21 protein-coding genes are annotated in these 24,814 nt (G+C 49.1%); 12 read left to right on the top strand and 9 right to left on the bottom strand.

Annotated elements, in window-relative coordinates:
- Positions 1-26: 26 nt before the first annotated feature.
- Positions 27-701 (bottom strand): class F sortase, encoded by a 675-nt coding sequence (locus WFK81_RS17535; protein WP_336787689.1) that lies wholly within the window; start codon positions 699-701, stop codon positions 27-29.
- Between the two features lie 78 nt (positions 702-779).
- Positions 780-1,175, bottom strand: a complete 396-nt coding sequence (locus WFK81_RS17530) for a hypothetical protein (RefSeq protein ID WP_336787688.1) — start codon at positions 1,173-1,175, stop codon at positions 780-782.
- A gap of 211 nt (positions 1,176-1,386) precedes the next feature.
- On the opposite strand from WFK81_RS17530, the gene WFK81_RS17525 reads away from it, so the two are divergent.
- Both WFK81_RS17525 and WFK81_RS17520 read left to right on the top strand, forming a co-directional pair.
- Positions 1,387-1,884 (top strand): RNA polymerase sigma factor, encoded by a 498-nt coding sequence (locus WFK81_RS17525; protein WP_336787687.1) that lies wholly within the window; start codon positions 1,387-1,389, stop codon positions 1,882-1,884.
- Positions 1,865-2,719, top strand: a complete 855-nt coding sequence (locus WFK81_RS17520; RefSeq protein WP_336787686.1) for a DUF5666 domain-containing protein — start codon at positions 1,865-1,867, stop codon at positions 2,717-2,719. Before WFK81_RS17525 ends, WFK81_RS17520 begins: the two co-directional genes overlap by 20 nt.
- 70 nt (positions 2,720-2,789) lie before the next feature.
- Here the strand turns inward: WFK81_RS17520 and WFK81_RS17515 are convergent, their stop codons facing one another.
- Complete coding sequence (locus WFK81_RS17515; RefSeq protein WP_336787685.1) at positions 2,790-5,231, bottom strand: DUF7507 domain-containing protein; 2,442 nt, start codon at positions 5,229-5,231, stop codon at positions 2,790-2,792.
- Between the two features lie 252 nt (positions 5,232-5,483).
- On the opposite strand from WFK81_RS17515, the gene WFK81_RS17510 reads away from it, so the two are divergent.
- The 3 genes from WFK81_RS17510 (at position 5,484) to WFK81_RS17500 (ending at position 8,541) form a co-directional block, all read left to right on the top strand.
- Complete coding sequence (locus WFK81_RS17510; protein WP_336787684.1) at positions 5,484-6,200, top strand: hypothetical protein; 717 nt, start codon at positions 5,484-5,486, stop codon at positions 6,198-6,200.
- Positions 6,201-6,239: 39 nt separating this feature from the next.
- Positions 6,240-7,538 (top strand): polysaccharide deacetylase family protein, encoded by a 1,299-nt coding sequence (locus WFK81_RS17505; protein ID WP_336787683.1) that lies wholly within the window; start codon positions 6,240-6,242, stop codon positions 7,536-7,538.
- 256 nt (positions 7,539-7,794) lie between these two features.
- Entirely contained in the window at positions 7,795-8,541 is a 747-nt protein-coding gene (locus tag WFK81_RS17500; protein ID WP_336787682.1) for a GNAT family N-acetyltransferase, read from the top strand.
- Positions 8,542-8,557: 16 nt separating this feature from the next.
- Here WFK81_RS17500 and WFK81_RS17495 read toward each other — a convergent pair whose 3' ends face one another.
- Both WFK81_RS17495 and WFK81_RS17490 read right to left on the bottom strand, forming a co-directional pair.
- A complete protein-coding gene (locus WFK81_RS17495) occupies positions 8,558-8,923 on the bottom strand; it encodes a hypothetical protein (protein WP_336787681.1) in 366 nt (121 codons plus the stop codon).
- A gap of 233 nt (positions 8,924-9,156) precedes the next feature.
- Positions 9,157-9,798 carry an NAD(P)-dependent oxidoreductase gene (locus WFK81_RS17490; RefSeq protein WP_336787680.1) on the bottom strand — a complete coding sequence of 214 codons (642 nt, stop codon included), beginning with the start codon at positions 9,796-9,798 and terminating at the stop codon, positions 9,157-9,159.
- 142 nt (positions 9,799-9,940) lie between these two features.
- Between WFK81_RS17490 and WFK81_RS17485 the strand changes: the two genes are divergently transcribed.
- The 4 genes from WFK81_RS17485 (at position 9,941) to WFK81_RS17470 (ending at position 14,193) form a co-directional block, all read left to right on the top strand.
- The gene (locus WFK81_RS17485) at positions 9,941-10,291 is read left to right on the top strand and encodes a winged helix-turn-helix transcriptional regulator (protein WP_336787679.1); all 351 of its coding nucleotides are present in this window, start codon (positions 9,941-9,943) and stop codon (positions 10,289-10,291) included.
- Complete coding sequence (locus WFK81_RS17480; protein WP_336787678.1) at positions 10,255-10,746, top strand: hypothetical protein; 492 nt, start codon at positions 10,255-10,257, stop codon at positions 10,744-10,746. The genes WFK81_RS17485 and WFK81_RS17480 overlap by 37 nt, the downstream gene beginning before the upstream one ends.
- A 212-nt stretch (positions 10,747-10,958) precedes the next feature.
- The gene (locus WFK81_RS17475; RefSeq protein WP_336787677.1) at positions 10,959-12,530 is read left to right on the top strand and encodes a malate:quinone oxidoreductase; all 1,572 of its coding nucleotides are present in this window, start codon (positions 10,959-10,961) and stop codon (positions 12,528-12,530) included.
- A 442-nt stretch (positions 12,531-12,972) separates the two neighbouring features.
- Entirely contained in the window at positions 12,973-14,193 is a 1,221-nt protein-coding gene (locus WFK81_RS17470) for a hypothetical protein (RefSeq protein ID WP_336787676.1), read from the top strand.
- 225 nt (positions 14,194-14,418) lie between these two features.
- Here the strand turns inward: WFK81_RS17470 and WFK81_RS17465 are convergent, their stop codons facing one another.
- The 3 genes from WFK81_RS17465 to WFK81_RS17455 form a co-directional block, all read right to left on the bottom strand.
- Complete coding sequence (locus tag WFK81_RS17465; protein ID WP_336787675.1) at positions 14,419-14,883, bottom strand: SgcJ/EcaC family oxidoreductase; 465 nt, start codon at positions 14,881-14,883, stop codon at positions 14,419-14,421.
- A 238-nt stretch (positions 14,884-15,121) separates the two neighbouring features.
- Positions 15,122-16,084, bottom strand: a complete 963-nt coding sequence (locus WFK81_RS17460; RefSeq protein ID WP_336787674.1) for an alpha-E domain-containing protein — start codon at positions 16,082-16,084, stop codon at positions 15,122-15,124.
- A 30-nt stretch (positions 16,085-16,114) separates the two neighbouring features.
- Positions 16,115-17,590: a circularly permuted type 2 ATP-grasp protein gene (locus WFK81_RS17455; protein ID WP_336787673.1), complete on the bottom strand. Its 1,476-nt coding sequence runs from the start codon at positions 17,588-17,590 to the stop codon at positions 16,115-16,117.
- A gap of 237 nt (positions 17,591-17,827) precedes the next feature.
- Here WFK81_RS17455 and WFK81_RS17450 point away from each other — a divergent pair, with 237 nt between their 5' ends.
- From WFK81_RS17450 to WFK81_RS17440, 3 genes are read left to right on the top strand one after another with little or no spacing between them, the layout of a single operon-like run.
- Positions 17,828-20,494: an ATP-binding protein gene (locus WFK81_RS17450; RefSeq protein ID WP_336787672.1), complete on the top strand. Its 2,667-nt coding sequence runs from the start codon at positions 17,828-17,830 to the stop codon at positions 20,492-20,494.
- Positions 20,495-20,506: 12 nt separating this feature from the next.
- A complete protein-coding gene (locus tag WFK81_RS17445) occupies positions 20,507-21,349 on the top strand; it encodes a CheR family methyltransferase (RefSeq protein WP_336787671.1) in 843 nt (280 codons plus the stop codon).
- Positions 21,321-23,093: a response regulator gene (locus WFK81_RS17440; protein WP_336787670.1), complete on the top strand. Its 1,773-nt coding sequence runs from the start codon at positions 21,321-21,323 to the stop codon at positions 23,091-23,093. Before WFK81_RS17445 ends, WFK81_RS17440 begins: the two co-directional genes overlap by 29 nt.
- A gap of 370 nt (positions 23,094-23,463) precedes the next feature.
- Here the strand turns inward: WFK81_RS17440 and serS are convergent, their stop codons facing one another.
- Positions 23,464-24,741, bottom strand: coding sequence for a serine--tRNA ligase (gene serS / locus WFK81_RS17435; protein WP_336787669.1), 1,278 nt, complete (start codon positions 24,739-24,741; stop codon positions 23,464-23,466).
- Positions 24,742-24,814: the final 73 nt, after the last annotated feature.

Raw genomic sequence — 24,814 nt, 5'->3', positions numbered from 1 at the left:
AAAATAGCCGCGATTCCCGCGGCTTTTTATTGCAGCAAATGAGTATACACGACGAGCCGCTTTTCGTGCTCCTTTTTCTGGCGGTTGTATTTTCCGGTACAGGTAATCATATTTAACCTTTTGCCGTTCGTGTCGCCGAAAATTTTATCGAGCGGCGCTTCGGCGGTGGGGTAAGCTTCAACGGCATCGACCGAATAAACGAGATATTTGCCGGACGAGTCGGAAAGTATGACGGGATCACCCGGCTTCAGCTTTTTAAGGGGATAGAATATAGCGGGTCCCGTATAATTATCAACATGCCCCGCAATAATAGCATTGCCCTTTTCCCCCGGAAGTACTCCATCGATAAACAGCCCGGCGATATCGCTGGATGCAGGCACGCCTAATTGTCCGTTTTCCAGCAGTCCAACAGGCTCTACGGGAGCTTTTATCCCGACAGACGGTATCCAGATCCGATCAGGGACAATAACGTGGGTTTTAGCGATTATGTCTTTAGGCTTTGACGGAGCTTTTGACTCTGCTGCACGCAACGGTACCATAGTGTGAGAAGGAGCGGGCAGCGCGATTTCTCTGTTTGGCTTGCTTTGTTCCTTGGTTTGTTCCTTCGTCTGTTGCTTGATCGGTTGCTTGGTCTGTCCCGACGCGCAGCCTGTTAGCAATAAAATTAGTACTAATATTAAAATACCATGACGATTGCTCATATTATTCATCCTCTAAAGGGAGAGGAATAGAGCGCAAGCTGCCTCTATTCCTCCGCTGTTAGTGATTCGATTGGCGTCTTATTCGCTTACTCCGCCGTAGCCTGTTTTAGGGAGAGCTTTTGCACGCAGCTTCGATTTGGCATGCAGCTTATGCGCTTTGGACTCGGATTTAGCGCGAAGCTCATGCGCTTTAGCTTTATGTTGCTTCGCATGCATCTTATGTTCCTTTGCTTTTACTTTGTGTTCTTTGTGTTCTTTAACATGCATTTTGTGCTCAACTTTTTTAGTCGCTGTTGGTTCTACGGCCGATGCGGAAGCTGTTGCTGCGGACACGGACAGGAATAGGCATGTAGTTACTGCGATCATAGCTGCTTTTTTCATTGTTGTTCTCTCCTTCAGGTTTAAGTTTTCCCCTTGATTAAGGTTAACCGTAGCAATAAAAATATTAGTGGGTTTTGTTACCGTTCTTGGCATCCAGGACCTTCCCGGTTGTTTAAGCGCAAAAGGCACATTCCTCAACCTGCATGGCAGGCAAAAGGGATGTGTCTTTTTGGCGTTTGAAATATTTTACAAACCGCATATCTGCAGTCATTTCCGCATCTCATTACGTCTACTAAAAAAATATCGCATGAAATGAAAAATAATGGGGCACTCAGTTGTATTACAAGTGAAAGGAGGTGCTGAGGTGTACAATTCATATGAGCTCAATGAATCTGTGCGACGGGCCTTGGATCTATATTCGCAAAGCATGATCAAGATTGCTTTCGCTTATTTGAAAAATATAGCTGACGCAGAAGAAGTGACGCAGGAGGTCTTCCTGACGTATCTGCAGAAGCGTCCTGTCTTCGAGAACGGTGAACATGAAAAAGCGTGGTTGATTCGAACAACCATTAATAAAAGCAAAAATATGCTGAAGACCGGCTGGTTCAGGAGCCGAAACCCTGTTCCCGAAGACCTGAGCTACCTCCCCAAGGAAGAAAATGAGGTTCTGCAGGCAGTGCTCTCCTTGGACAAGAAGTATCGGATTCCGATCCATCTTCATTATTACGAAGGGTATTCGATCCAGGAGATTGCCGTTATTATGCAGGCGAAGGCCGCAACGGTAGGAACCTGGCTGGCCAGAGGACGCGCACTCTTAAAAGATAAGATTGGAGGCCTGGAGAATGAAGAAATCTGTCTATAAGTCCGCCATGTCTCAATTGCGTACCAGCGACGACTTCCAAGAGGCAACCTATCAGAAGTTAATGCTGGAATTAGAGAAGACTTCACATAATCCTGCAAATCAAAAGGAGCCGATTAAAATGGAAAAAAGCAAAAAGAAATGGACAGGTTGGACAGTAGGTATTGCAGCCGCAGCAATTTTGGCGGTTGGCGTTATTAGCGTAAACCAGAATCAAAATAGCCCGGCTTCCACGCCAACGAATCAAGGGCAAACGGCTGAAGCAACAACTAAGCCTCCTATCATGGGCAAAGTTGCGGTTAACATCGATGGCGTTATTTCCGAAGTAAGCCCGGACGGCAAAAGCTTCAAAGTAGGCGATCTGTGGGTAGAAGTAACGGACAAAACGCAGCTGGGAAGCAGCGAGCCAACAGCGGCAGCGCCGTCCCAAGAGCTGCTTAATAAAGAGTTTAAAGCGGGCGACATCGTATCGGGTTATACTTCCCAGGACGTAAGCACGGGCAAAGTTACGGCTGATGTGATCTATAACTTGATCGCGCCTGAAAAAGAGGATGCAGGCAAGCCTGCCACAACGGGAAAAATGGCTGTTAACATCGACGGCATTATCTCGGAAGTAAGTGCAGACGGTAAAAGCTTCAAGGTTAACGATGTATGGGTAACGGTTACTCCGGACACAATCATGGGTATTACGGAGCCAACGGCCGGCGGTCAATCCGATGAACTGCTGCAAAAAGAATTCAAAGTGGGCAACGCGGTATCGGGCTTTACAACGGAAGATTTGAGCTCCGGCAAAGTTAATGCAACACGTATTTACAATAACTTCGCTCCGCAAAAATAATAGCTGTACCGGAAAAAGGCGCCTGTCTGCAGGCGCCTTTTTCGTAAGCTTTATTTTTTCACGTGAAACATTACTCCTCTTCCTCTTTAACTTCAACCTCAACCGGGTTGGACGGCACCTGGAAGGTTGGGCCCTCCACCTCGACTCGGAAGGCAGCCACCGCTTGATTTACGACCTTCTCGTCCGCGCTGACCTGATTGGCAACGGCGAGGAAGGAAATCTCGATCTCGGCACCCGGAGACAAAGAGCCAAGCGCAATCTGATCCGGCTGGACGCCGGGACGCTGCTGCCCGTTTACCTTGACGCTGCCCGGCACAAACTCGAGGGGCTCCAGGAGTATATCCGATAGGCGCAGATCAATTAAGGTAGTCTGGCCGCGGTTTACTATCGTAACCGAGTAGGTTATCTGTTCCCCGACAGTGACCTCGCCGGATGAAGCGGATTTGGTCAAGTCGACGGGCGGGGGAACAACCGTTGTCTCTTCCTTATCGGATACGGGAGGAGTCTCGACGGATACAACGGTTACCGCATTGGCGATGATGCTGCCGTTCGCGGCATTTAATGGCACAACATAGGAGCGCTGAATGTCGATAGATTGGCCGGGCTCCAGAGTGCCGGTTGTTTCCACGAGGCCAAGCAGCGGGTCTGAAATTTGAACATCCGTTAACGGAATATTACCCGTGTTCGTTACTTTAATGGTGTAGATAATCGTATCGCCGGGTGCCGCGGTTGCGCGATTTGCGGTTTTCTTAACGGCAAGACCCGGAAGAGCCGGAATGAAGATCGTTGCCGACCCCATGACAGGGCCGGTCTCATCCGAGACGGCAGAGGCGATATTTACTATGCTGGTGTTGCCTTTTGTTCCAGGCGGAACAACAAACGAGACAGGAAAGCTTTGCGATTCACCCGCAGGAAGGAGAGGGATGGTCTGGTCCAGCGAAAGAGCAGGGTCTGTCACCCGGACATTCGTCAGCGGAGCGTTCGACAGGTTGGTTACCGTTATCGTATACTGAACCGTTTCGCCGGGCAGCGCGATTTCACGGTCGACGAATTTTACCAGGCTCAGCTCATATTCGGGTGGAATAATTGTTGTAATAACTTCGTTGGACGGAATATCGCCCACATTTACCGGACCGCCGGCAATACTCTCGTATTGGAATTGGACAAGGGCCTGATTCAGAATGAGGCCGTCCTCCGGGAAAGAGATAACAACCGCTTGATAGGTGACGGTAATGGTGCCGCCCGGCTCCAGAGCGCCAAGGCTGATGCCGGTCAGAGGGTTGCCTTCCGTCGGAACCCCGTCAACGGTAACGCTGCCGGGCACAAACGAGGTATCATTCGGCAGGCTGTCAAGAAGGAACATCGCATCGGCAGCTACTGTGCCCGAGTTATTTATAACGACGGTATAGGTCAGCACTTGGCCAATCTCGGCTGTTTCGGCGTCAACACTCTTCTCCACCGCAATCCTAGGAGAGTTGATGTCAATGTAGATTCCTACGGCAATGACGGAATAGCCGTCATTTGTCGTGCGGAGCTGAAAGGCGGCGGTGGTCTGATTGTTCGTTAACGTCTCGGAAATATCGACGTTCGTAATATCCCAGCTTTGCCGGCCGCCGACGATTTGGGTACCGGGTTCGCCGTTAATCTGGTTTCGGTCGCCAAAGGTGCCGGAGGTGTCGAGCTGGCCGCTGTCGTCATTAATCTGGGAGGCAAAAAAGTTATTTGGGAAGTTATTGGGACCGGACAGGATCGTCAGGTTAGCTTCATCAGGGCCAAACAACACCTGATCGCCAACCTTGTTGGCATCGCCGTCCTGGGCGCATAGCGCCATACGGCCGGTAACCGGCCCGGAGACCGGTGTTGCGAATCCGGTTAAGACCGTCGTTACGGACGGGTCGCTGCCAAAGGCAATTTCCACGATGCCGACATCCAGACTCAAGTTCCTGAACGGCATACGGGTATCCTCATAAACGACGCAAAGCGTCCAGCCGCAGTTGTTGGCCGTGCTGTTGCCGAAATCGATATTGCCGACAACGCCTCCTACGGTATAAGGGCCGGCACCCCCGGCTTGCACGATAGAGGTTACATTGGCGGAGCGAAAATAGTTGTAAGTAGCGTTGCGAAAAGAGGTTTGCGCGGTAGCGGGATCAGGCGCCACGGATAGCGTCGTGCCCTGCGGGGTTATAATGGAAACGGATTTATCAATAAATGGTAAATAATTATTTGTGCCGCCGCTCACTCTGTAAGTGCCTGCCCACACAAGCTCCGCATAGAGGACCGTGCTGTCTTCCGGCAATCTAAGTATCGCCATGGAACTGTCTAGATTAAAGTCAGAGGTTGTTCCGGGCGGGTAGCTCCCGAACTGCAGGGTTGTATCTACAGTAATAAATGCTCCGATATAATCGCGGGTGCCGGGAACCCCTTCGGTCGAGGATCTGCTTAATCCCAGCGTATTGCCTGTAAAGGTAATCGCTCCGGTATCGTTGCCGCTGAAACGAAGAATAAATGGCATGTCATCACCGCCCATTCATAAATAGATAAGCTAATATATGCTCTCCGGCCGCCTATAGTGTCATATTTCGGATGACCGGCAGGCCGCGGAAAAATCGGCGTATCCTCCTGTATGACCACTCCTTTAAGCCTAGTTGCACAAGTGCAATTAGGTACTTTAGCCCCGCATATAAACTTGGAAAATTAATCTATAATGAAGGAAACATTTTTCGATATTAATCGACATATTTTCTCAGAAAAGGTGAGTTGATCTATGTTTTCTCCTTTCCAAAAGAAGAAAGAGCAGCAGCAATCGCGAGAGGATCTTGGGATTAGGAGGGACGTGGAGGAGTCTCAGGAGGAAGTGTCGGCTAGTTCGGCCAAAGCTGAACAGAGCGATGAGTCTTCAGGCTCGGTTCTGATTAATAAGGGCCACTTGGACAAGCGGTCGCTTGATCTCGTATTCGCCGTTGAGCAGATGATTAAAGCCAAGCAGCATGTCGAAATGAGCCATAACGACCTGCAGGACCGGCTTGGGCATGCGAATGGTCAGATTGACCGGCTGAACAGGGATTTGAAGAACCTAGGCAAGGTTATCGAGGAGCGGGAAAAAAGCATTCTGGATCTGGAGAAGCGGCTCAGCGACAAGAATCTGAAGGTTGACCAGATGATGGATGACTACCGTGAACTTCATGCCGCTCTATCCGGCGAGATTGAGGAGCTTAAGAGCGTTATCGAGCTGGAGCGCCAGAACTATGCAGGCTTGCTTCAGAAGCACAATGAAACAACCGCGGATAAGAACAAGAAGATTAACGAGCTAGAGGAGAAAAATACGCGGCTGGAAGCCGAGCTCTCCCAGATGAAGCAGAAATTCGATGCCCTCCGTCAGGAGAAGACGCATCTTCTTAACATTGTAAACGACTTTACGAACCGGCTGACATCTCCGTTTGCGCCAAACACAAGCTCTGTTGATGGTGGTTCATCCGATTAAAGGTCATGCCCGGAACGGGAAAAGAAGGACGATATGGGGATGGAGACATACAGCACGCAGGTTTTGGAACTGCTGTCTCTTGGGAGGACCTCCAGCGGTATTAGCCAGATGAAGATCGGCGTCGCCCAAGACGACAAGTATGCAACCTACGTAATCGAAGTTGACGAGTTTACGTTTCTTGAACTTGAAGCACTGGGGCCATTGCATGGAGACAGGATTCGAATCTCTCCTTACTCCAAGTGGGATCCTTACCGCAATTCGTATTACAGTTCTTTTATTCGGACGACAGGCAGTACCCGTGTTCCGTTGTATTTTGCTTGCAGCGAAGCCTATATCGCATTGATTAGACAAATCCGCCAAGGGGAACTTCAGCCTGTCTCGCCGGCAAAAGAAGAGCAAGTGGTCCAAGCGGTCTTGATGCCTGTTTCCAACCGGCCGGATCCAAGAGGCGGCTTCGCTTCGCGTCTGCCGAAGGTTGCGGTTGCTATTCTTATAATGATTGGCCTGCTGGCCCTATTCTCGATCGCTACCGGAGGCAAGGTGGACTCCGGACGCTTACTTGGCGGTCAAGTGGCGAAGGCTGAGGTGACAAACGGCGATTCCGGCATTACGGTGGCTCATGCTTTATCTCCGGTGAGCGATAAGGCTGTCACTCAGGACGAAGCCGCTGTAGTAACGGCCGATCAGCCTGTAGCGGAGCAGAGCCCGGTTCAGTCCAAATCCCGCGAACACGAAGAGAAGCCAGCCTTCACAATCATCGATATCGACGAAGACAAGAAGTTTTTCGGTTTGCCGAAGGAGTATGTCGCATTAACCTTTGACGACGGACCGTCCAAGCTGACGAAGGATATCGTTGATATCCTGACGGAGCAGAACGTGCCGGCAACCTTCCTGTTCGTCGGGCAAAATGTGGCTCGTCATAAAGAGGCCGTTACTTATGCAGCCGGGCATGGCATGTCCATCGGCAACCATTCCTGGGATCATAGCGTGCTCACGAAATCAACTTTGCAGGATCAGAGTGACAATCTTTCCAAAGCGAGCAAAGCGATTGAAGCGTTGACGCATAAGCCGGTTACGTTATTCCGTCCGCCGTATGGTGCCGTTAATGACGAACTGGTATCCTCGGCCGATCAGCAGCATATGAAGACTTTGCTGTGGAACAGGGACCCGGAGGATTGGAATGCAAAAACGCCGGAGGATATAACCGCATACTTCCATCATGTCGAATCCGCTGGCGGCATCTATGTCCTGCATGAAGATAAATACACGGTACAAGCGCTTCCCGCTATTATAAAATATTTAAAAGGCAAGGATTTAACGTTTGTTGCCTTCAAGTAATCATAAACCTTACGTATATAGTTCGCAGAGAAGCACCCGTTTGGGTGCTTTTTTTATTCTTTTTGCAAAAAATATTTCGGCTGAATCGAAGCAGCAGGTTTCGGCCCTTGGAGCGCAGAAAAAATTAATCTTAAGCATCGGTCGATTTAGCGGTCTGCCGTTCGTTGATCCTAAAGAGCCCAGTACCAGCGGCTAATCATACCGATTCATTATTTCAAAGGGGAAGGTTGATCGGATGATTATAAAAGCATGTACAATGGATGAGATCAAACCGCTTATAGAGGAATATTTGAAAGGCTTGTCATCGCCGTTCGATTCCTTTTTGGAGGATCATATTCTTTCATCCGCCTTTTACCGGATTCAAGACGGCCGGGAGGACATTGGGTATTACGCCTTGCATAATGAGGAGCTGCTGACGCAGTTTTACATCCGGAAGTCTTCTTTGAAGAAAGCGCAGACCTTGTTTCTCGAGGCGCTGAAACGGCATGCAGTCAAAAATTTGTTTGTACCCACCTGCGATGAGCTGTTTGTAAGCCTCGCTATTGATCAGGATTTTAAGATCAACAAGCAGGCATACTTTTTTCAGGACAGCGGAGTAGAGATTCCGATCAGCATGGAGAGCGATGAAGTATTCCGTCCCGCTGTACCGCATGATCTTCCTGTAGTTCAGCAGGTATGCGGGGATTTTTCGAACAATTATGGTCAGTGGCTGCATGACGGAGGGCTGTTCGTTTATTACAAAGGCGAGACCTTACTAGGGATTGGAGTTATGGAGCGCTCCAAGCTGCTTGACGGGTTGGCCAGCATCGGAATGTTTACGAATGAAGCTTACAGGAAGCAGGGCCATGGGACAACGCTAATCGTCCAGATGCGCAATTGGTGCAAGACTCGCGGCATAACCGCGATCTGCGGCTGTTGGTATTATAACGAAGCGTCCAAGCGCACCTTGGAGAGGGCAGGCATGGTGACGATGACAAGGCTGCTTAATGTAGAAGTATCTTAAAAGCTGACAATGAAGCTTACAGGACAGAGAAGTAGCTCATGGATTCCTCAAATAAGATGGAGGAGTCTGGTGTTTCCTCTTCTTTGGCAGCCGCCGCCGAATTGTCCAAGTTCGATAAAGCCATCAGCACAAGCTCGGTCTTGGCATTGCCCCATACCTCTCGGTTCAGGAGAGCCGTGTTCCGGGCGTCGGCAAGAGATTGCCGGTTTAGCTTACACAGAAAATCGCCCCACGCAATGATGTCGAAGTGCGGAGCATCGGTCGTTATGACGCATTCGCCCCAGCCGGTTTCCGAACCGCAGGACATGCTGAGGAGCCCGTAATGGCTGTTGTCTCGGCATAGATGATAAAGCTGAATACCCGAAATGATGTCTGTGTTCATAGGTAACAATCCCTTCTATTCTTGTACGCGTGCGAAATTAATAGCATCTTACTCCTAATAACGCGCGGTGTAAAATAAGACAGGGATGAATTGGCGGCAAATCCGTCGAAATAACCGAGTTTGGCAGAATTAGACCCGGCAAACCGAAATAGCTATTCATTTTACGGTGAGGATTCTTGATAAAATAGCACTTCTGAAAAAAAAAGACTCCCTGCATTAGGGAGTCTTAACGCTTATTCCGATTCGCCGACAAGCGTAAACCGCTCGTTCACATGCTGCGGATTCTCGATTTCGTCCAGTACGGCGATGGCATAGTCGGCATAGCTGACGTAGCTTTGGCCTTTGCTGTTTACGATGACATGATCGAGACCTTTCGTATACGCGCCGGTTCTTTTTCCTTTTGGATCAAAGAAGGCAGCGGGGCTGATGTACGTCCAGGTAATGGAGCTCGTGTTCTTCAGCTCATCCAGCTGTTTGCCGGCGTTGGATGCCGTCGGATAGACGAAGGCCGGAAACTCCGGAGTGTCCATCAGCTTTGTTGTCTTCTGCTCGTCGACGTAGAGGCTTCCGGCACCGCCAACTACGATAAGCTTTGTTCCCGGAGCATCCTGCAGCGCAGTCGTCAGCGCTCTTCCGGCATCCACATAGAGATGCTCTTCGCCTTCAGCGGCTTTGAACGTATTAACCACCACGTCAAAAGGCTTCAAATCCGCACCGGTCAAATGAAAAATGTCCTTCTCCAAAATGCTGGCATTCGAATCGCTGATTTTGGATGCGTTCCTGACGATAGCCGTTACCTCGTGGCCTCTCTCTTGAGCTTCCTTCATAATTAGGCTGCCTACCTGTCCATTAGCGCCAATAATACCGATTTTCATCATTTATTCCCTCCGAATTGTATGGATTAGTTGTGTGATTTCGCATAAACTAATATTATTTCTTTAGTTCGATTTTTTAAAGTAGTCACTATTTTATTACATAGTCATAAAAACAATACCATGGATGAAACGAGGGATTGGAATGGCTCGCAGCTCGTTTGAAGGAGAAATTCCGGTAGAGCAGATTGAAGTATGTCCCGTTACGGAAACGCAAAATGTGATAGCGGGCAAATGGAAGATCATTATTTTATGGCATTTGCGGGAGACAAGGCGATTCGGGGAGCTTCAGCGCTTGGTGCCGGGCATCTCGAAGGCCATACTAACAAGTCAGCTCAGAGAGCTGGAGAAGGACCAGATGGTTAACAGAGTGGTGTATCAGGAGGTTCCGCCCAAAGTCGAGTACTCCCTTACGGAAGCGGGGGAGCAGTTTCTTCCGATTCTCGAAAGTATGGGCGTTTGGGGGAAAAAGTATGCGGCGCGGCGCAAATCCTGAAACCTGCCTGCCGCACGATCCGTCTGAATAGATATAAGCGGGACGAAAGGAGCCTGGATATGTTGTTCATGCGGTTAGGGAAAATAGCTATGGTCGGCGGAGGTTTGCTTGCTGCCATGCTGATCGGATTTATTGTCTTGCGGTTTGGCGGCGCGTTATCGCAGGAAGGTAACCCGGCACCCATCTTGTCTGCTATTGCAAAGCTGGAGTATTCGGACGAGAATCATATGCGGTTTGATACTACGGATAAAGAGAGCAGATATGTCTCTGCCAATTCGGGACAGGACCGGTATGCGCCGGTTAAGGCCTACATGAAGCGGTACGGCTGGGATTTCAAGGAGCAAATGGGCTCCGGCCTGATTTTTGAAAGAAACGGACAATCTTCTGTCGTAGAGACAAGATTATATTCAAAGCATTACTTCCTCTGGGATATTCCAAATGAAGTGATAAGCTGAAGGAATAAGAAACCACGCCAATGTTTGGGGTGGTTTTGTTGTTTTTCGGGCGGTCCCGGTCCGATGAAGTGGAGAATAGTTCAGGGAATGGTTAAAAAATCATGTGGAAATGGCGTCGATTATAGCTTCAAACTGTCGTATAATAGAAATAGACATTTTATCTATTTATCAACCTGTAGCATAGAAGCAGTTCATTTTTTTGATCAGAAAAGATGTGTGAGAAATTTCACGAGCGTGAAACATCCTTTCTGCAAATCGAAAGGTTAAGGACGGTTAACATGAGCAAACAAACGAAAACAGACGTAATTTTGATTGGTGCCGGCATTATGAGTGCCACTTTGGGTTCTTTGCTGAAGGAACTGAAGCCGGAGTGGGAAATTACCGTATTCGAGCGCCGCGCAACCGCCGGCGAAGAAAGCTCCAACGAATGGAACAATGCAGGGACAGGACACTCCTCCCTATGCGAGCTGAACTATACAACGGAGAAGCCGGACGGTTCCATCGACATTAGCAAAGCGGTCAAAGTCAATGAAGAGTTCCAGGTATCGAAGCAGTTCTGGTCTTATCTCGTGAACAGCAATTTGATCCGTAATCCGCGGGACTTTGTTGTACCCGTTCCTCATATGAGCTTTGTGCAAGGGGAAAAAGACGTCACGTTCCTGAAGAAGCGTTTTGCCGCATTGTCCGGCAATCCATTGTTTGAAGGCATGGAATTCTCCGAAGATCCTGCGAAGCTGGCAGAGTGGATTCCGCTTATGATGAAAGACCGCAAGGTAAATACGCCAATTGCCGCAACCAGAATTGAGTCCGGGACGGACGTCAACTTTGGTTCTTTGACACGTATTCTGTTCAATCAATTGAAGAAGCAAAACGTGGACATAAACTACAACCATAATGTAGATGATATTAAACGTGCGAACGACGGCACTTGGGAACTGAAAGTGCGCAATCTGCAAAGCGGCAGCGCGGAACGCATCAATGCGAAGTTCGTCTTTATCGGCGGCGGCGGCGGAAGCCTGCATCTGCTGCAGAAATCCGGCATTAAGGAAGGCAAAGGCATCGGCGGCTTCCCGGTAAGCGGTCTGTTCATGGTCTGCAAGAAGCCGGAGGTGGTAGCACAGCACCGTGCGAAGGTATACGGCCAAGCACCTGTTGGCGCTCCGCCAATGTCCGTGCCGCATCTGGATACGCGCGTTATCGACAACAAAGAATCGCTGTTCTTTGGTCCGTTCGCGGGCTTTACGCCAAAGTTCTTGAAATACGGTTCCAACATGGACCTTATTACATCCGTCAAACCGCATAACTTAACGAACATGCTTGCGGCAGGCGCGAAAAATATGTCTCTTACCACATATCTGGTCAAACAGCTTATGCTCTCCAAAGAGCAGCGCATGGAAGCCTTGCGCGAGTTTATCCCGAACGCGAAGAGCGAGGATTGGGAGCTGCTCGTAGCCGGCCAACGCGTGCAGATTATTAAAGAAACAGCGGCAGGCAAAGGCACTCTGCAGTTCGGTACGGAGGTTATCAGCGCGGCTGACGGATCGATCGCTGCCCTACTAGGCGCTTCGCCGGGTGCATCGACAGCCGTTTCGGTTATGCTCGAGGTAATCGGCAAATGCTTCCCGCAGCATATCAAAGAGTGGGAGCCTAAGATCAAAGAGATGATTCCGTCCTACGGAACCAAGCTTCTGCAAAACCCTGAGCTGATCCAGCAGATCAATGCAACAACGAATGCGGCTCTTGGCCTCGCAGGCAAAAAACAAACGAGCTCGGCGTTGGCTTAACGCCTGTATATAGAGAAAGCCTTCAATTGCCGATTCGGCAATTGAAGGCTTTTTTATTTTACCGTCGATTTCTTCGGTTAATCTCACGTTTATACTGCGAGTCCAAGTCAAACAACTATGATGAATCATTTATATTACGATGTTGTAACCATGAAAGCTCCGAGTTCGATGGGAATTTCAAATCCAATTGGAGCCAATTGGCATTATGCAACAACTGGTCACAGCTTGGTGATTAACGCCGTATATGACGACAAGTCTAAAGTCCAATTCGCCGACCCACTTGGCGGAACGCAATCTGGATGGGCATATTATTATGAAAAAACAGCAACTGTCGCTAATAGTGTTTGTACCCGGGTTGTTTGGTAATATTATTAAAGAGGTGTTTGTTTGCAAACACCTCTTTTTTACAAGTTGATGGCTTTTGCGAAAAGGAAGGGTTATTTTGAAAAAAATAATAGGTTTGCTTTGTTTGGCTTTTCTACTGATTTTATGTAGTTGTGATAACAACTCCGAAAACGGAGAAACACGAGATTCTAAACAAACAATTTCCGCAAGCACTTCGCTTTCAAACGAAATAATTTCAATTTATGACATCAACAACGCAAAAATCGGAGAAATTGAACGTTATGGAATCTTAGTGCTAACGGATGACAGCATTATTTACAATAGGATTCCTACTCGGTCTGTTGACTCGATAGCTGAAATGGATTATTATCGTTACAATTTTGAAACAAAAGAAAATATAAAATTGGGAACAATTGAAAATTGGTCATACGAAGCTAAGTATGACACAACTGTCATCGGTAATTCTTTATACATGTTTGTCACAACTGGCGAAATATCGGATATTAAAAATAGAACGCTTCATCTTTATAGAGTGGACTTAATCAGTAACACTATGTCTGTTATATTTTCTGAAAAGGGTGGATTTCCCTATAACACCATGACAGCTATGGGAAATAAATTGTTAATGGTTAGAGTAATCCCTACCGGTGGCTCTGAGATAGAAGAATATAACACAGAAACGAACGAGAGAAAGATTTTAAAGAAATTTGATTTTGATGACAAAGCAAATAATGGAGATGCTATCCGACAGATAACATCTGACGAAAACACAATTTCATTATTACGGTTGAGAATAGAATCGGATAGGACATCAAAGCTGTACCTGGATGTATACGACCATGACATGAGTTTTCTTCGTACTGTTGATGTATCAACGATTCCATCTAAATCCACTGACTCGCTCGAGAGTGAATTGCGTCAAGGAGTAACAAATTTTGTTGTTGCAAACAATTACATCTATTATGAGAATTTTAGTATTACAAGATATTTAGGAAAAATTGAAAATGGCTCCCTTCGTTCTATTATGGATGTTAATCCAGAATTTGAAATGTCTTCAGAATCTGTAAAAAGCAATTTTTCCGGTTTATTTTATCAATCGTTTAACAAAAACAATGACTTATATCTACTAAATTACATAGATGGCACACTTAGAAAAGCAACGTTTAATATCGATGACCAAAGGTATTACATCATTAACATTTCGAGAAATACAAAGGACAATCTCTTAATTACAATGAGATATAAAGACCCTAACACCGGAAAAGAACTTGTGCCAAGATTATACTATGTTAATTTGTCAGAACTGAAATTTTCATAGGAGCTGTGGCAGTTTCTTTTCTGATTTAGGGTGACGTTTGGTGACCACACGAAAAAAACGTTTTGCTGCATCTCGAAATACGTCCAGAGGCCGGCTTCTGACTGCCGGCCAGTGTATGTGTAGCATCTAGCATGATGGCTTTACAAAATACGGTCTTGAAAAAAATCAGGACTCTTTTTTATGATCTCAAACAAACAAAGGCCATCCATTTGGATGGCCTTATTTTTATGTCTTCGCTGACGCTTTACTCTTGGGCTGATACAGCAGCCTGGTCAGCCAATTTAGCTTTTTGATGCGGCAGTTGTGGAAGGCAGCGATCTTCCATTCACCGTTTTGTCTTACCAGCACGTTGGTGTTAATGGAGTCGCGGCTCGCCGGCGCTTTCTTCTGCCACCTCATCAGAACGGCTCCGGTTGCATGCGCAATAGCCGTATCCGGAGAAATGAAACGCAGCTTCATTTCCCGCAAATCCGAAATCATCTTGGATCCGCGCAGCGGGCCATCCCATAAAGCCTGATGAGCGTTATCGATCTCGCTGCGTCCCTTCAGGTGCTCACCGAAAAAGGTAACGTAGTCGGCATCCGGGGTGAAAAACTCGCTATAAGCCTTGCCGTCGCCCTGGTCCCATGCCCTGTACAGAGCCCGAAATACATTATGGATGGCTTGAATATCCTCTCGTTGACCCGGCATCGGTATCATCCTTTCCTTCCTGACCTTTCTCTTTGCCACTGATTATATAATAATCCTGCAGCCAGATAATCGCCCGTAGGAAGGAAGCTGCCTCCGACTTTGGTCGGAATAGAGAGCTGGCCTTATCCGCTCCGCCCTGCACGCAGACGGTATTCCGTCGGGGAGCAGCTGGCTTCCTTGCGGAATGCCTTGGCGAAATGCTTGTTGAAGATAGCTGGGCCCTTTATTGGCAACCCTTTCAAACCTCTACCGTAACCAGCGGCTCCTCCTGATAGCAGATATCGGCGAATAACAGGCCAAGATCGCCTACGGTAAGCTGCAATTGCTGAAGGAGGAGCAATACTTCTTCCGTAATATTCTCGCCGTGGCGCTGCCTGCCCGCCCGGATGCTCGACAACACGTCGCTGGTCTGAATGGACAAATTCTTAATGGAATGATGCAGCAGCGGATTTCTCTCAATATAGCTGGCAAGCGAATTAATGCCGAACCGGACCGAACGGGGGAATTCGGCGTTGAGCAGCAAGAACTCGGTTACCTCCGTCAACCGTACATGATGGGCATGAAATTTGCGGAAGGCATCGTAACCGCCGCAGGATTTCAGCAGAACTAGGAAGCGGTTATAGCGGAGTTCCTCATCCAATAGCTTCTCATCCTGCTGCATATTCCGGTAGGTGGCATGGATGATTCGAACCGTGCCGTTCATCCGCTCTACAAATTTACCGGTCTGAATAAAGTTCCAACTTTGCCCCCGGACCATCGCGGCGTCGGCGGTACCGTTAAACAGAGCCAGCTGTTCGCTAATATGTTTATAAAACAGATAAGGAGATTGCAGCATCAGCTTGCTGACATCCTGCTCCTTCAGCCATAAGTAGAAGGTATTCATAATATCCCACAGTTCCCCGGGAAGCAGGGGCCGGAGAGTACAGATATGGTTTCGCACCTGTTGAATGCTGGAGTAGATGCTGTCCGGATTCGTCCGGTCAAAAGTCAGATCGTGAAGGACAACCCACTCATTAGCCGGAGTGTTCAGCGCAGGGGTATGGCCTACGGCCGAAGCAAGCCGTTCCCAGGCGTAACCCTCGTCGGTTTCCATCAGCTCATGGCGCATGCTGTAGTAAATATTGATGATACGGGCATAATTGTCGGCCCGTTCCAGACAGCGTCCGATCAGGAACAATAATTCCGCATAGCGGTTTATCATCTCAAATCACCTCATCATTAGTTAGGATTATTATCCAAGCACCCATGTATCCTTCGTTCCGCCGCCCTGCGAGGAATTCACGACAAGCGAGCCTTCCTGAAGGGCAACGCGGGTCAAGCCTCCGGGCACCACATAAGACGAATCGGAGCCCATAAACGTAAAGGCGCGCAAATCGATGTGCCGGGGAGCAACGCGGCCGTCAGTCAGCGAAGGGCAGCCGGACAGCTTTATCGTAGGCTGAGCGATATAGCGCTCAGGATGCCGGACGATTTTCTCCGCAAAAGCTTTGATCTCTTCCTCTGTAGCCGTAGGGCCAATAAGCATGCCGTACCCGCCCGACAAAGACCGTTCTTTGACAACCATATCGGAGAGGCGGGACAGGACATATTCTCTTTCGTGGGGCCGTGTCAGGATATAGGTCGGCACGTTGTTAAGTAGGGGCTCTTCCTTCAGGTAGTAGCGGATCATATCCGGCACGAAGGCATATACCGCTTTATCATCGGCTATACCGGTTCCCGGAGCGTTAGCCAGCGCGACATTGCCGGCAAGGTAGGCATCCATAAGTCCCGGAACGCCAAGAAGGGAGTCTTTGCGGAAAACCTGCGGATCCAGAAACTCATCGTCAATACGCCGGTAAATGACATCCACTTGCCGCAGTCCGTGACGGCTTTTCATATATACGATTCGTCCCTTCACGATCAGGTCATTGCCTTGAACCAGCTCGATCCCCATTTCCTGCGCCAGGAAGCAGTGATCATAATAGGCGGAGTTATAAATGCCGGGGGTCAGCAGGACAACAAGAGGGTCGGGCTTGGAATGGGGAGCCAGGCTGCGAAGACTGCCAAGCAGGGCATTCATGCCGCGATCAATGCTGCGGATCCGATAATCGAAAAATAATTCCGGGAACAAGCTTGTCATTAAAGCTCGGTTCTTATAGACATAAGACAGGCCGGACGGCGTTCTCAGGTTATCTTCGAGTACGTAATACTCGCCGGATTTACCACGGATAATATCGATGCCGGATAGAGGAATGTAAACGCCGCCCGGAACATCGACGCCAGCCATCTCCGGCACATAATAAGGATTGTTCAGAACCATGTCGCTTGGAATCAGACCTTCCTTTAGAATGCGCTGCTCATGATAGATATCCCAAATGAAATGGTTTAACGCTTTAACCCGCTGTTTGAGACCCTGGCTTAGATGAGCCCATTCCTCGGAAATGATCATTCTCGGCAGTACATCGAAAGGAATCGTTCTTTCCCGGGAGGAATCCTCGGAATTATTGCTATATAAGGTAAACGTAATCCCTTGCGTAACCATTTCTTTCTGCGTCATAGCGTGGCGCGCCTGTAAATCATCCAGTCCCATTTTGGCCAACCGCTGCAGCATGGTTCCATAGTGAATCCTGCATTTCCCTCGCCCCTCGAACATTTCATCGTAAAAAGCCGGTTGCTCGTAATCGGCAAAGAGCTGGTTCATGTTATCCTTTTTCATCAGCATAGCCATGAATATATCCCTCCAATGTGTTTATTCCTTGTTCCATCTATTAGAGTGTAAATTTAACTAACATTTGGATAACACAGCCAGTATAGAGCAGGGGGTCACTGGATGTATGTCGAAACACCTTGCTTAAATGTGTCTGTTTTGTGACAATTTAATTTTGCATGTTTACTTCTAATTTTTGCTATATTCACTTCTTTGCAAGGGTAGTAAGATATAGGAAATAAAAGGTGAGGTGCAAGCATGAGGTTTACGATTCGAAGCAAGCTGCTTATCAGCTTCTTATCCGTTGCTTTCTTCGTGGCTGCGGTGAATATAACCGCATACATTTACAACGACAAACTGAATCATTCCTTCGATAATCTCATAGACCAGAGGGTAGCCGTCCTTAATAAGGCCACGGAGATTCAGTATTTGGCCGTGCAGCAGACCAATAGCTTAAGAGGCTATTTGCTGACGCAGGATCCTGATTTTATGGAGGAGCTGCGGGCCTCGAACACCGCGATATCCGGACTTGTTAACGAAGTCGAAGACTTGATTATCAAACCGGAGGTTAAGGAATCCTTTCAGGAACTGGCCAATACCGATGCTTCTTTCATCAGAAGCACCGAACAGCTGCTGGCTAACCTAGAGAAGAACCATGATCAAGCGGCCGCATTAGCTTATTTCAAAACAACCGTACTCCCTTTAGGCGAACAGTTAGGGCCTCTCTCCAAGAAGTTTGTTGGATACCAGCAGCAGCTGCTGGAAGAAGACCGGGCGAATAACGCTTCGATGGTCGACTTCGTTAATTCCCTGACGGCAATTCTTACGGTTATTACCTTTCTGCTTACCCTGCTTATCGGACTCCTGCTATCACACCGCATCACGAGCAATCTCTTCAAAATTACGAGCGTTATTACCGGCTTTAATCATGATTCCAAAACATCCTCGAATATCCCGCATATTGAAGTTCGTTCCCAAGACGAGATCGGAGATATAGCCCGATCCTTTAATGAAATGGCAATTACGCTAAACAAATATTCCATTCTGGAGCAGGAGCAGCGCTGGCTGGAGACCAATGTTGCCGAAATGGCGAAAAGGTTCCAAGGTGCAAATAATCCGGAGTCACTGGCTCAGCTATTTATTACGACCATTGCTCCACTAGTGGAAGCCAGCTATGGCGTCTTTTACTTGAAAGACGGCTCAGGCAGGTCTCATCAGCTTAATAAACTTGCATCGTACGCGTATCAACAGCCGTCGGCCATCGGTGTGGATTCCTTTAGAAATGGGGAAGGGCTTGTCGGACAAGCGGCTCAAGAAAGCCGCACCATTCTGCTGACCAATGTGCCTGACAACTATATACAAATCTCATCCGGACTAGGGAAAGCTTCTCCCGCAAGCCTGCTCATTATGCCGATCCAGTTCGAAGGCCAAGTCATTGCCGTCATGGAATTGGCGTCGTTTGGCGCCTTTACCCCGATTCAGCAATCGTTGCTGCAGCAAGCGTCCACTCATCTCGGAAGCGTGTTAAGCAGTCTGCTGGGGCGGATGCAGGTTGAGCAGCTGCTCGCGGAGTCGCAGGTGCTGACGGAAGAGCTGCAGACCCAGTCGGAAGAGCTGAGAGGCATTAATGAGAAGCTGGAGGAGCAGAACAAGAACTCCGAGCAGAAGACAAGAGAGCTGGAGAAGACGAAGACCCAGCTCGAGGAGAAGGCAAGGCAGCTGTCGCTCAGCTCCCAATACAAATCCGAGTTTCTGGCCAATATGTCTCACGAGCTTCGGACACCGCTGAACAGTCTGCTAATCTTGTCCAACATTCTGGCCACCAATACCGAGGGCAACCTGAACGATCATCAGGTGAAGTACGCTCACACGATTCATCAGTCCGGCAATGATCTGCTGCAGCTGATTAACGATATTCTGGATCTGGCCAAGGTGGAGGCGGGCAAGATCGATCTCGTCCACGGCAACGTTTGTCTCCGTGAGATCAGCGAGTTTGCCGAGCAGCAGTTCCTGCCGGTCGCTCGTCAGAAGGGGCTCGAATTTGCGGCGGTTGTGGATGCCGATCTGCCGCAGGCTCTTTACACCGATGAGCAGCGTGTGCTGCAAATCATTAAAAATTTGCTCTCCAACGCCTTCAAATTTACCGAACGCGGCGAAGTGAAGCTGCATATTCACCGTGCGCCGGCGGGAAGGAAGTTGGAAAGCGGTATTGCATTCTCCATTATAGATACCGGCATCGGCATTCCTAAGGAGAAGCAGGAGCTGATCTTCCAGGCGTTCCAGCAAGCGGACGGAACGACCAACCGGAAATACGGCGGTACAGGTCTTGGTCTTTCAATCAGCATCAATATGGCGCAGCTGCTGGGCGGAACGATTAGCGTAACCAGCGTGCCGGGCAAAGGAAGCGTATTTACCCTTACTCTGCCGTGTGACGAGGCCGCTTTGAGCGGCATTCCTTCGGCCGTGCGGCAAGAATCGGCAGCGGCTGTTGCGGAGCCGGAGGTTATTGCGGGGCTGGAAGTCGATGACGCCGATCTGGACGATGCCGTCTGGGTGGGCAAAAAAATATTAATCGTCGACGACGATATGCGCAATATCTATGCCACTACCATTGCCCTTGAGAGCAAGCAGGTAGAAGTGCTTTTTGCCGAGAACGGACTTTCGTGCTTAAAAGTGTTGAAGGAACATCCGGACGTGGATCTTATCCTGATGGATATTATGCTGCCTGAAATGGACGGCTACGAGACTATGCGCACGCTGCGGCAAATGCCGGGCTTTGGCGCTCTTCCGATTATTGCCTTAACGGCCAAAGCGATGAAGGACGATAAGGACAAATGCCTCGAAGCCGGCGCATCCGATTATATGAGCAAGCCTGTCAAGCTGGAGCAGCTGTTTGCCCGCATCCATTCTTGGCTGAGCAGATAGGTGGTAAAGCACATGTGTACGAATGAGAAAGAACCGATGGATGAGCGGGAACAGCTCGAAATTGAACTTCTGCTGGAGGCGCTCTACCGGTATTACGGCGTAGATTTCCGAAATTATGTGCTTCCGACGATCCGCCGCAGAGTATGGAATCGGGTTCGGACGGAACGTCTGAGGACCATTTCCGGCCTGCAGGAGAAGGTGCTGCATGACCGTCAGGCGTTTATGCGGCTGGCTAACGATTTTTCTATCAACGTGACCGAGCTGTTCCGCGACCCGAGCTTCTTTAAGACGTTCAGGGACAAAGTCGTGCCCCAGTTGAGAGATTACCCCCGCATTCGCATCTGGCATGCCGGCTGCTCAACGGGGGAAGAGGCATATTCCATGGCCATTCTGCTGTATGAAGAAGGATTGCTCGAGAGGACAAGAATTTATGCGACCGATATGAACGAAGCGGTTATTGAGGAGGCCAAGCTGGAATCCTTTCCGCTTGACCGCTTGGCTGCTTATACCCATAATTACGTGCAGTCAGGCGGCAAGAAATCGATTAAGGAATATATAGCGGTTACGAGCGATCGCGCGAAATTTCGTCCTTTTCTGGGAGAAAAAATAACGTTCGCCCAGCATAATCTGGCGGTTGACGAGTCCTTTAACGAGTTCCACGTTATCATTTGCCGTAATGTCATGATCTACTTTAACTCCTATTTGCAGAACCGCGTGCATGAATTGTTCTACCAGAGCTTGTCCCCTTCCGGATTTCTTGGCCTGGGGCATAAGGAGAGCATGACCTTTACCAGCTTTATAGACTTTTACAAGGAGATGGAGCCCAATGAGAAGCTTTACCGCAAAGTTAAATAGCGCCGTATCCAAGGTGAATATTCTGATGGTCGATGACCGTCCGGAGAATCTCATTGCGCTGGAAGCCATTCTGGCTTCACCCGATTACCGGCTGTTCTCCGCTCATTCGGGCGAGGAGGCGCTCCGTCATGTGTTGACGACCGACTTTGCCGTTATTTTGCTTGATGTGCAGATGCCGGGGATGAACGGGTTTGAAACGGCAAGCCTCATCAAGATGAGAGAGCGCTCGAAGCATGTCCCCATTATTTTCATTACGGCAATCAGTCAGGCAGCCGAGCATGTTAAGCATGGCTATTCGGTTGGCGCGATCGACTATATCTTCAAGCCGTTCCATGCCGAAACGTTGAAAATGAAAATAGAAGCCTTCGTTCAGCTGTACCAATATCAGGAGCACATTAAGCTGCAGAATGAACTGTTGAAGGTCATAGGCGAGACCTCGAATGACACGATTGTAACCGTTGACGAAGCGGGTATCATGCAAACGCTTAATGCCACGGCAGCCCGAATGTTTGGCTACTCTCCGGACAAGCTGGCAGGCCGTTCGATCGACGATATCGTTCCGGCGTTGTCTTCTTTCCTTCATGCCGAGATGAGTCAAGGTGCAAGGCTGATCGAAACAACGGCTTTGCGCAAAGAGGACATCCCATTCCCCGTAGACGTTCAGATTGGAAGAGCAAGTATTGTGGGGCACCAGCTCTATGTCTGCTCGATCCGCGATGTTACCGACCGAAAGATGATGGAAGAGGAAAGGTTCCGCAAAATTTTTGACACGACGCCATGTCTGATTGCCTTAAGATCGTTAAAGGACAAGCGTTATATCAACGTGAATGAAAGCCTGCTGCAAACGATGGGCTATGAAGGGAATGAAGTGTTCAATCAAACGGCAGATTTGCTGCAATATATTGTAGACGTAGACGACAAGGGGGCAGAACGTCATAATCCATGGCAGCCGGCGCGTAATGTCCGGATCCGTTATATGACCAAGACAGGGGAACTGCGGCATGGGCTGTTGTCCAGCGAAGTAATGCAGGTGCATGGAGAGGATTGCCTGCTTAGCGTGGTGACGGATATTTCAGATCGCGTGTTTCTGGAAAAGGAGATTACCCGGCTGGACCGGCTTAATATTACAGGAGAGATGGCTGCGGGTATCGTCCACGAAATCCGTAATCCGATGACGACCGTAAGGGGATTCCTCCAGCTGTCGAAGAACAATCCAACGAAGGAATATACCGACATCATGATTGAGGAGCTTGACCGGGTACATAATATTGTTACGGAGTTCTTGGCGGTTGGCGCACAGGCTCCAACCAGCCGCAAGTTGAAGCATATCAATGCGGTCATCGAAACGTTATTCCCGCTCATTCAATCGAAAGCGATGACCGGCAATCATGATATTGCCCTCGACCTGGGAGAATGCCCGCCGATTCAACTCGATGAGAAGGAAATCCGCCAGCTGGTGCTTAATCTCGTGCTGAACGGACTGGATGCAATGCCCTCGGGCGGTCAAATGAAAATCAGGACTTATGCCGACAGTAAACAGGTGGTTATGGAGGTAAGAGACCAAGGCAGCGGCATAAAGGAAGAGTTCCTGGCGAAGCTGGGAACGCCGTTCTTTAGCACCAAGGCGAGCGGCACCGGCCTTGGCTTATCCGTCTGCTACGGCATTGCCGCCCGGCATGACGCCGTCATCAAGGTGCAGACAAGCGAGCAAGGCACAACCTTTTTTGTGCATTTTAATTTGTAATCTCATGGGAAAAGACCATACCTCCTGCCTGGCGGGAAAGTATGGTCTATTTGCGCTTGTGCGGCAGCACGCCGCCTGCGTTATCGTCAACGGTTATCCTCCGCGAACGTTGGCTGACTAGTTACATGAAGTGCAGTAATTCCCCAACGTTCGTTGTACAAAGTGCAGCATAATGGGGCGAATTAGTTTGGTAAAAGGAAATATCCTGCACGGAGTGCAGGATATTGGAGAAAATGGGCCTCATAGGATGCAAATTGACGAAATATAATGCATTCTGTACAACGTCTTTCACTGGCGCTGCCCAATCTGGGTAAATATACTGTATTTTGTGCAACGTACCCGAGCTAGCCTGCAGCCTGCTAGACCATCCTCACAGCTGCAGCCGCTCTATCCCGTTCATATACTTGCGCAAGGCCTCCGGAATACGGATCGAACCGTCCTCCTCCTGATGATTCTCCAGCAGGGGAATGAGAATGCGCGGCGATGCGACGGCCGTATTATTAAGGGTGTGGCAGAACCGTAGCTTGCCTTGGGCATCCCGGTACCGAATGTTCGAGCGGCGTGCCTGAAAGTCGAGCAGATTCGACGACGAATGAGTTTCGCCGTAAGCTTGGCGGCTTGGCATCCATGTCTCGATATCGAATTGCTTATAGGTTTTTTGCGACATATCTCCCGTGCATACCGCCATGACGCGATAAGGAAGCTCAAGCTGCTGCAGGAGATCCTCCGCATTTTGCGTAATTTCTTGCAGCATCTGCTCCGATGCCTCTACGCTGTCTTCGCAAATAATGACCTGCTCGACCTTCGAGAACTGATGAACCCGGTATAAGCCATGCACATCCTTGCCCGCAGAGCCAACCTCGCTGCGGAAGCAGGTCGAGGCGGCTGCCAGTCGGATCGGCTCGCTCACATCAACGATTTCGTTATCGTAGAACGAGATGAGAGGAACCTCCGATGTGCCAACGAGATATTTGTCGCCGCCATCAATCCGGTAGGTCTGATCCTCCCCAAGCGGAAAGAAACCGGTATTAAATAGTGCTTCCTTGCGGACCATCAGCGGTACCTCGAGCAAGGTGAAGCCTCTCGCCGTAAGCAAATCGAGCGCAAGCTGCTGTACGGCACGGTGCAAGGCAGCTCCGGCTCCGGTCAAATAGTAGTTGCGGCTTCCGGCCGTTTTGACCCCGCGGGGGATGTCGATCATTTGGTGAAGCTCGCCGAGCTTTACATGATCCTTGATTTCAAAGGCAAAGCCCGGTGGCTCGCCAACCCTTCTTACCTCGACATTATCTTGATCCGACTGGCCGATCGGCGTATCTGGCGATACGATGTTCGGAACAACCTGCATAAGGTCCGCGTACCCGGCTTGAACGGCTTTATGGTCTTTTTCCAGGCTGGCTATGCGTTGGTTAATCTCCTTCATGCGAAGCTTCTTCTGCTCCACATCCTTTTCGTCGCTGCTATAGATGGAGAGGTTAATCTCCTGAATGGTCTGATTCCGTTCCTGGCGAAGCTCCTCAATCTCCTGCTGAAGTCTGCGCCGCTCGTCATCCACTTCCACAAGCTGCGAAATGGAGATTGCGATCCCTTTCCGGTCAGCGACCGTTTGAACCTCTTCCCGGTTGTTTCTAATCCACTTGATGTCTAGCATGGCAACTCGCTCCTCTTCAATAAGAATACAAAAAAGCGCTCTAATCGTCCGATTGGGACGAAGAGCGCTTGTA

Origin of the sequence: Paenibacillus sp. MMO-177, assembly GCF_037147795.1 — a bacterium.
Lineage (GTDB): Bacteria > Bacillota > Bacilli > Paenibacillales > Paenibacillaceae > Pristimantibacillus.
The sequence above is the reverse complement of the archived record's forward strand: the minus strand, read 5'-3'. Positions and strand labels throughout refer to the sequence as shown.

What these genes read in the sequence shown, in the direction of transcription:
- WFK81_RS17450 (WP_336787672.1), top strand. Translation starts at nt 17,828, where the DNA reads ATGAGGTTTACGATTCGAAGCAAGCTGCTTATCAGCTTCTTATCCGTT.
- serS (WP_336787669.1), bottom strand. Translation starts at nt 24,741, where the DNA reads ATGCTAGACATCAAGTGGATTAGAAACAACCGGGAAGAGGTTCAAACG.
- WFK81_RS17530 (WP_336787688.1), bottom strand. Translation starts at nt 1,175, where the DNA reads ATGCCAAGAACGGTAACAAAACCCACTAATATTTTTATTGCTACGGTT.
- WFK81_RS17495 (WP_336787681.1), bottom strand. Translation starts at nt 8,923, where the DNA reads ATGAACACAGACATCATTTCGGGTATTCAGCTTTATCATCTATGCCGA.
- WFK81_RS17485 (WP_336787679.1), top strand. Translation starts at nt 9,941, where the DNA reads ATGGCTCGCAGCTCGTTTGAAGGAGAAATTCCGGTAGAGCAGATTGAA.
- WFK81_RS17500 (WP_336787682.1), top strand. Translation starts at nt 7,795, where the DNA reads ATGGATGAGATCAAACCGCTTATAGAGGAATATTTGAAAGGCTTGTCA.
- WFK81_RS17490 (WP_336787680.1), bottom strand. Translation starts at nt 9,798, where the DNA reads ATGAAAATCGGTATTATTGGCGCTAATGGACAGGTAGGCAGCCTAATT.
- WFK81_RS17535 (WP_336787689.1), bottom strand. Translation starts at nt 701, where the DNA reads ATGAGCAATCGTCATGGTATTTTAATATTAGTACTAATTTTATTGCTA.
- WFK81_RS17460 (WP_336787674.1), bottom strand. Translation starts at nt 16,084, where the DNA reads ATGATAAACCGCTATGCGGAATTATTGTTCCTGATCGGACGCTGTCTG.
- WFK81_RS17520 (WP_336787686.1), top strand. Translation starts at nt 1,865, where the DNA reads ATGAAGAAATCTGTCTATAAGTCCGCCATGTCTCAATTGCGTACCAGC.
- WFK81_RS17510 (WP_336787684.1), top strand. Translation starts at nt 5,484, where the DNA reads ATGTTTTCTCCTTTCCAAAAGAAGAAAGAGCAGCAGCAATCGCGAGAG.
- WFK81_RS17505 (WP_336787683.1), top strand. Translation starts at nt 6,240, where the DNA reads ATGGAGACATACAGCACGCAGGTTTTGGAACTGCTGTCTCTTGGGAGG.
- WFK81_RS17465 (WP_336787675.1), bottom strand. Translation starts at nt 14,883, where the DNA reads ATGCCGGGTCAACGAGAGGATATTCAAGCCATCCATAATGTATTTCGG.
- WFK81_RS17440 (WP_336787670.1), top strand. Translation starts at nt 21,321, where the DNA reads ATGAGAAGCTTTACCGCAAAGTTAAATAGCGCCGTATCCAAGGTGAAT.
- WFK81_RS17445 (WP_336787671.1), top strand. Translation starts at nt 20,507, where the DNA reads ATGTGTACGAATGAGAAAGAACCGATGGATGAGCGGGAACAGCTCGAA.
- WFK81_RS17515 (WP_336787685.1), bottom strand. Translation starts at nt 5,231, where the DNA reads ATGCCATTTATTCTTCGTTTCAGCGGCAACGATACCGGAGCGATTACC.
- WFK81_RS17475 (WP_336787677.1), top strand. Translation starts at nt 10,959, where the DNA reads ATGTGTGAGAAATTTCACGAGCGTGAAACATCCTTTCTGCAAATCGAA.
- WFK81_RS17455 (WP_336787673.1), bottom strand. Translation starts at nt 17,590, where the DNA reads ATGGCTATGCTGATGAAAAAGGATAACATGAACCAGCTCTTTGCCGAT.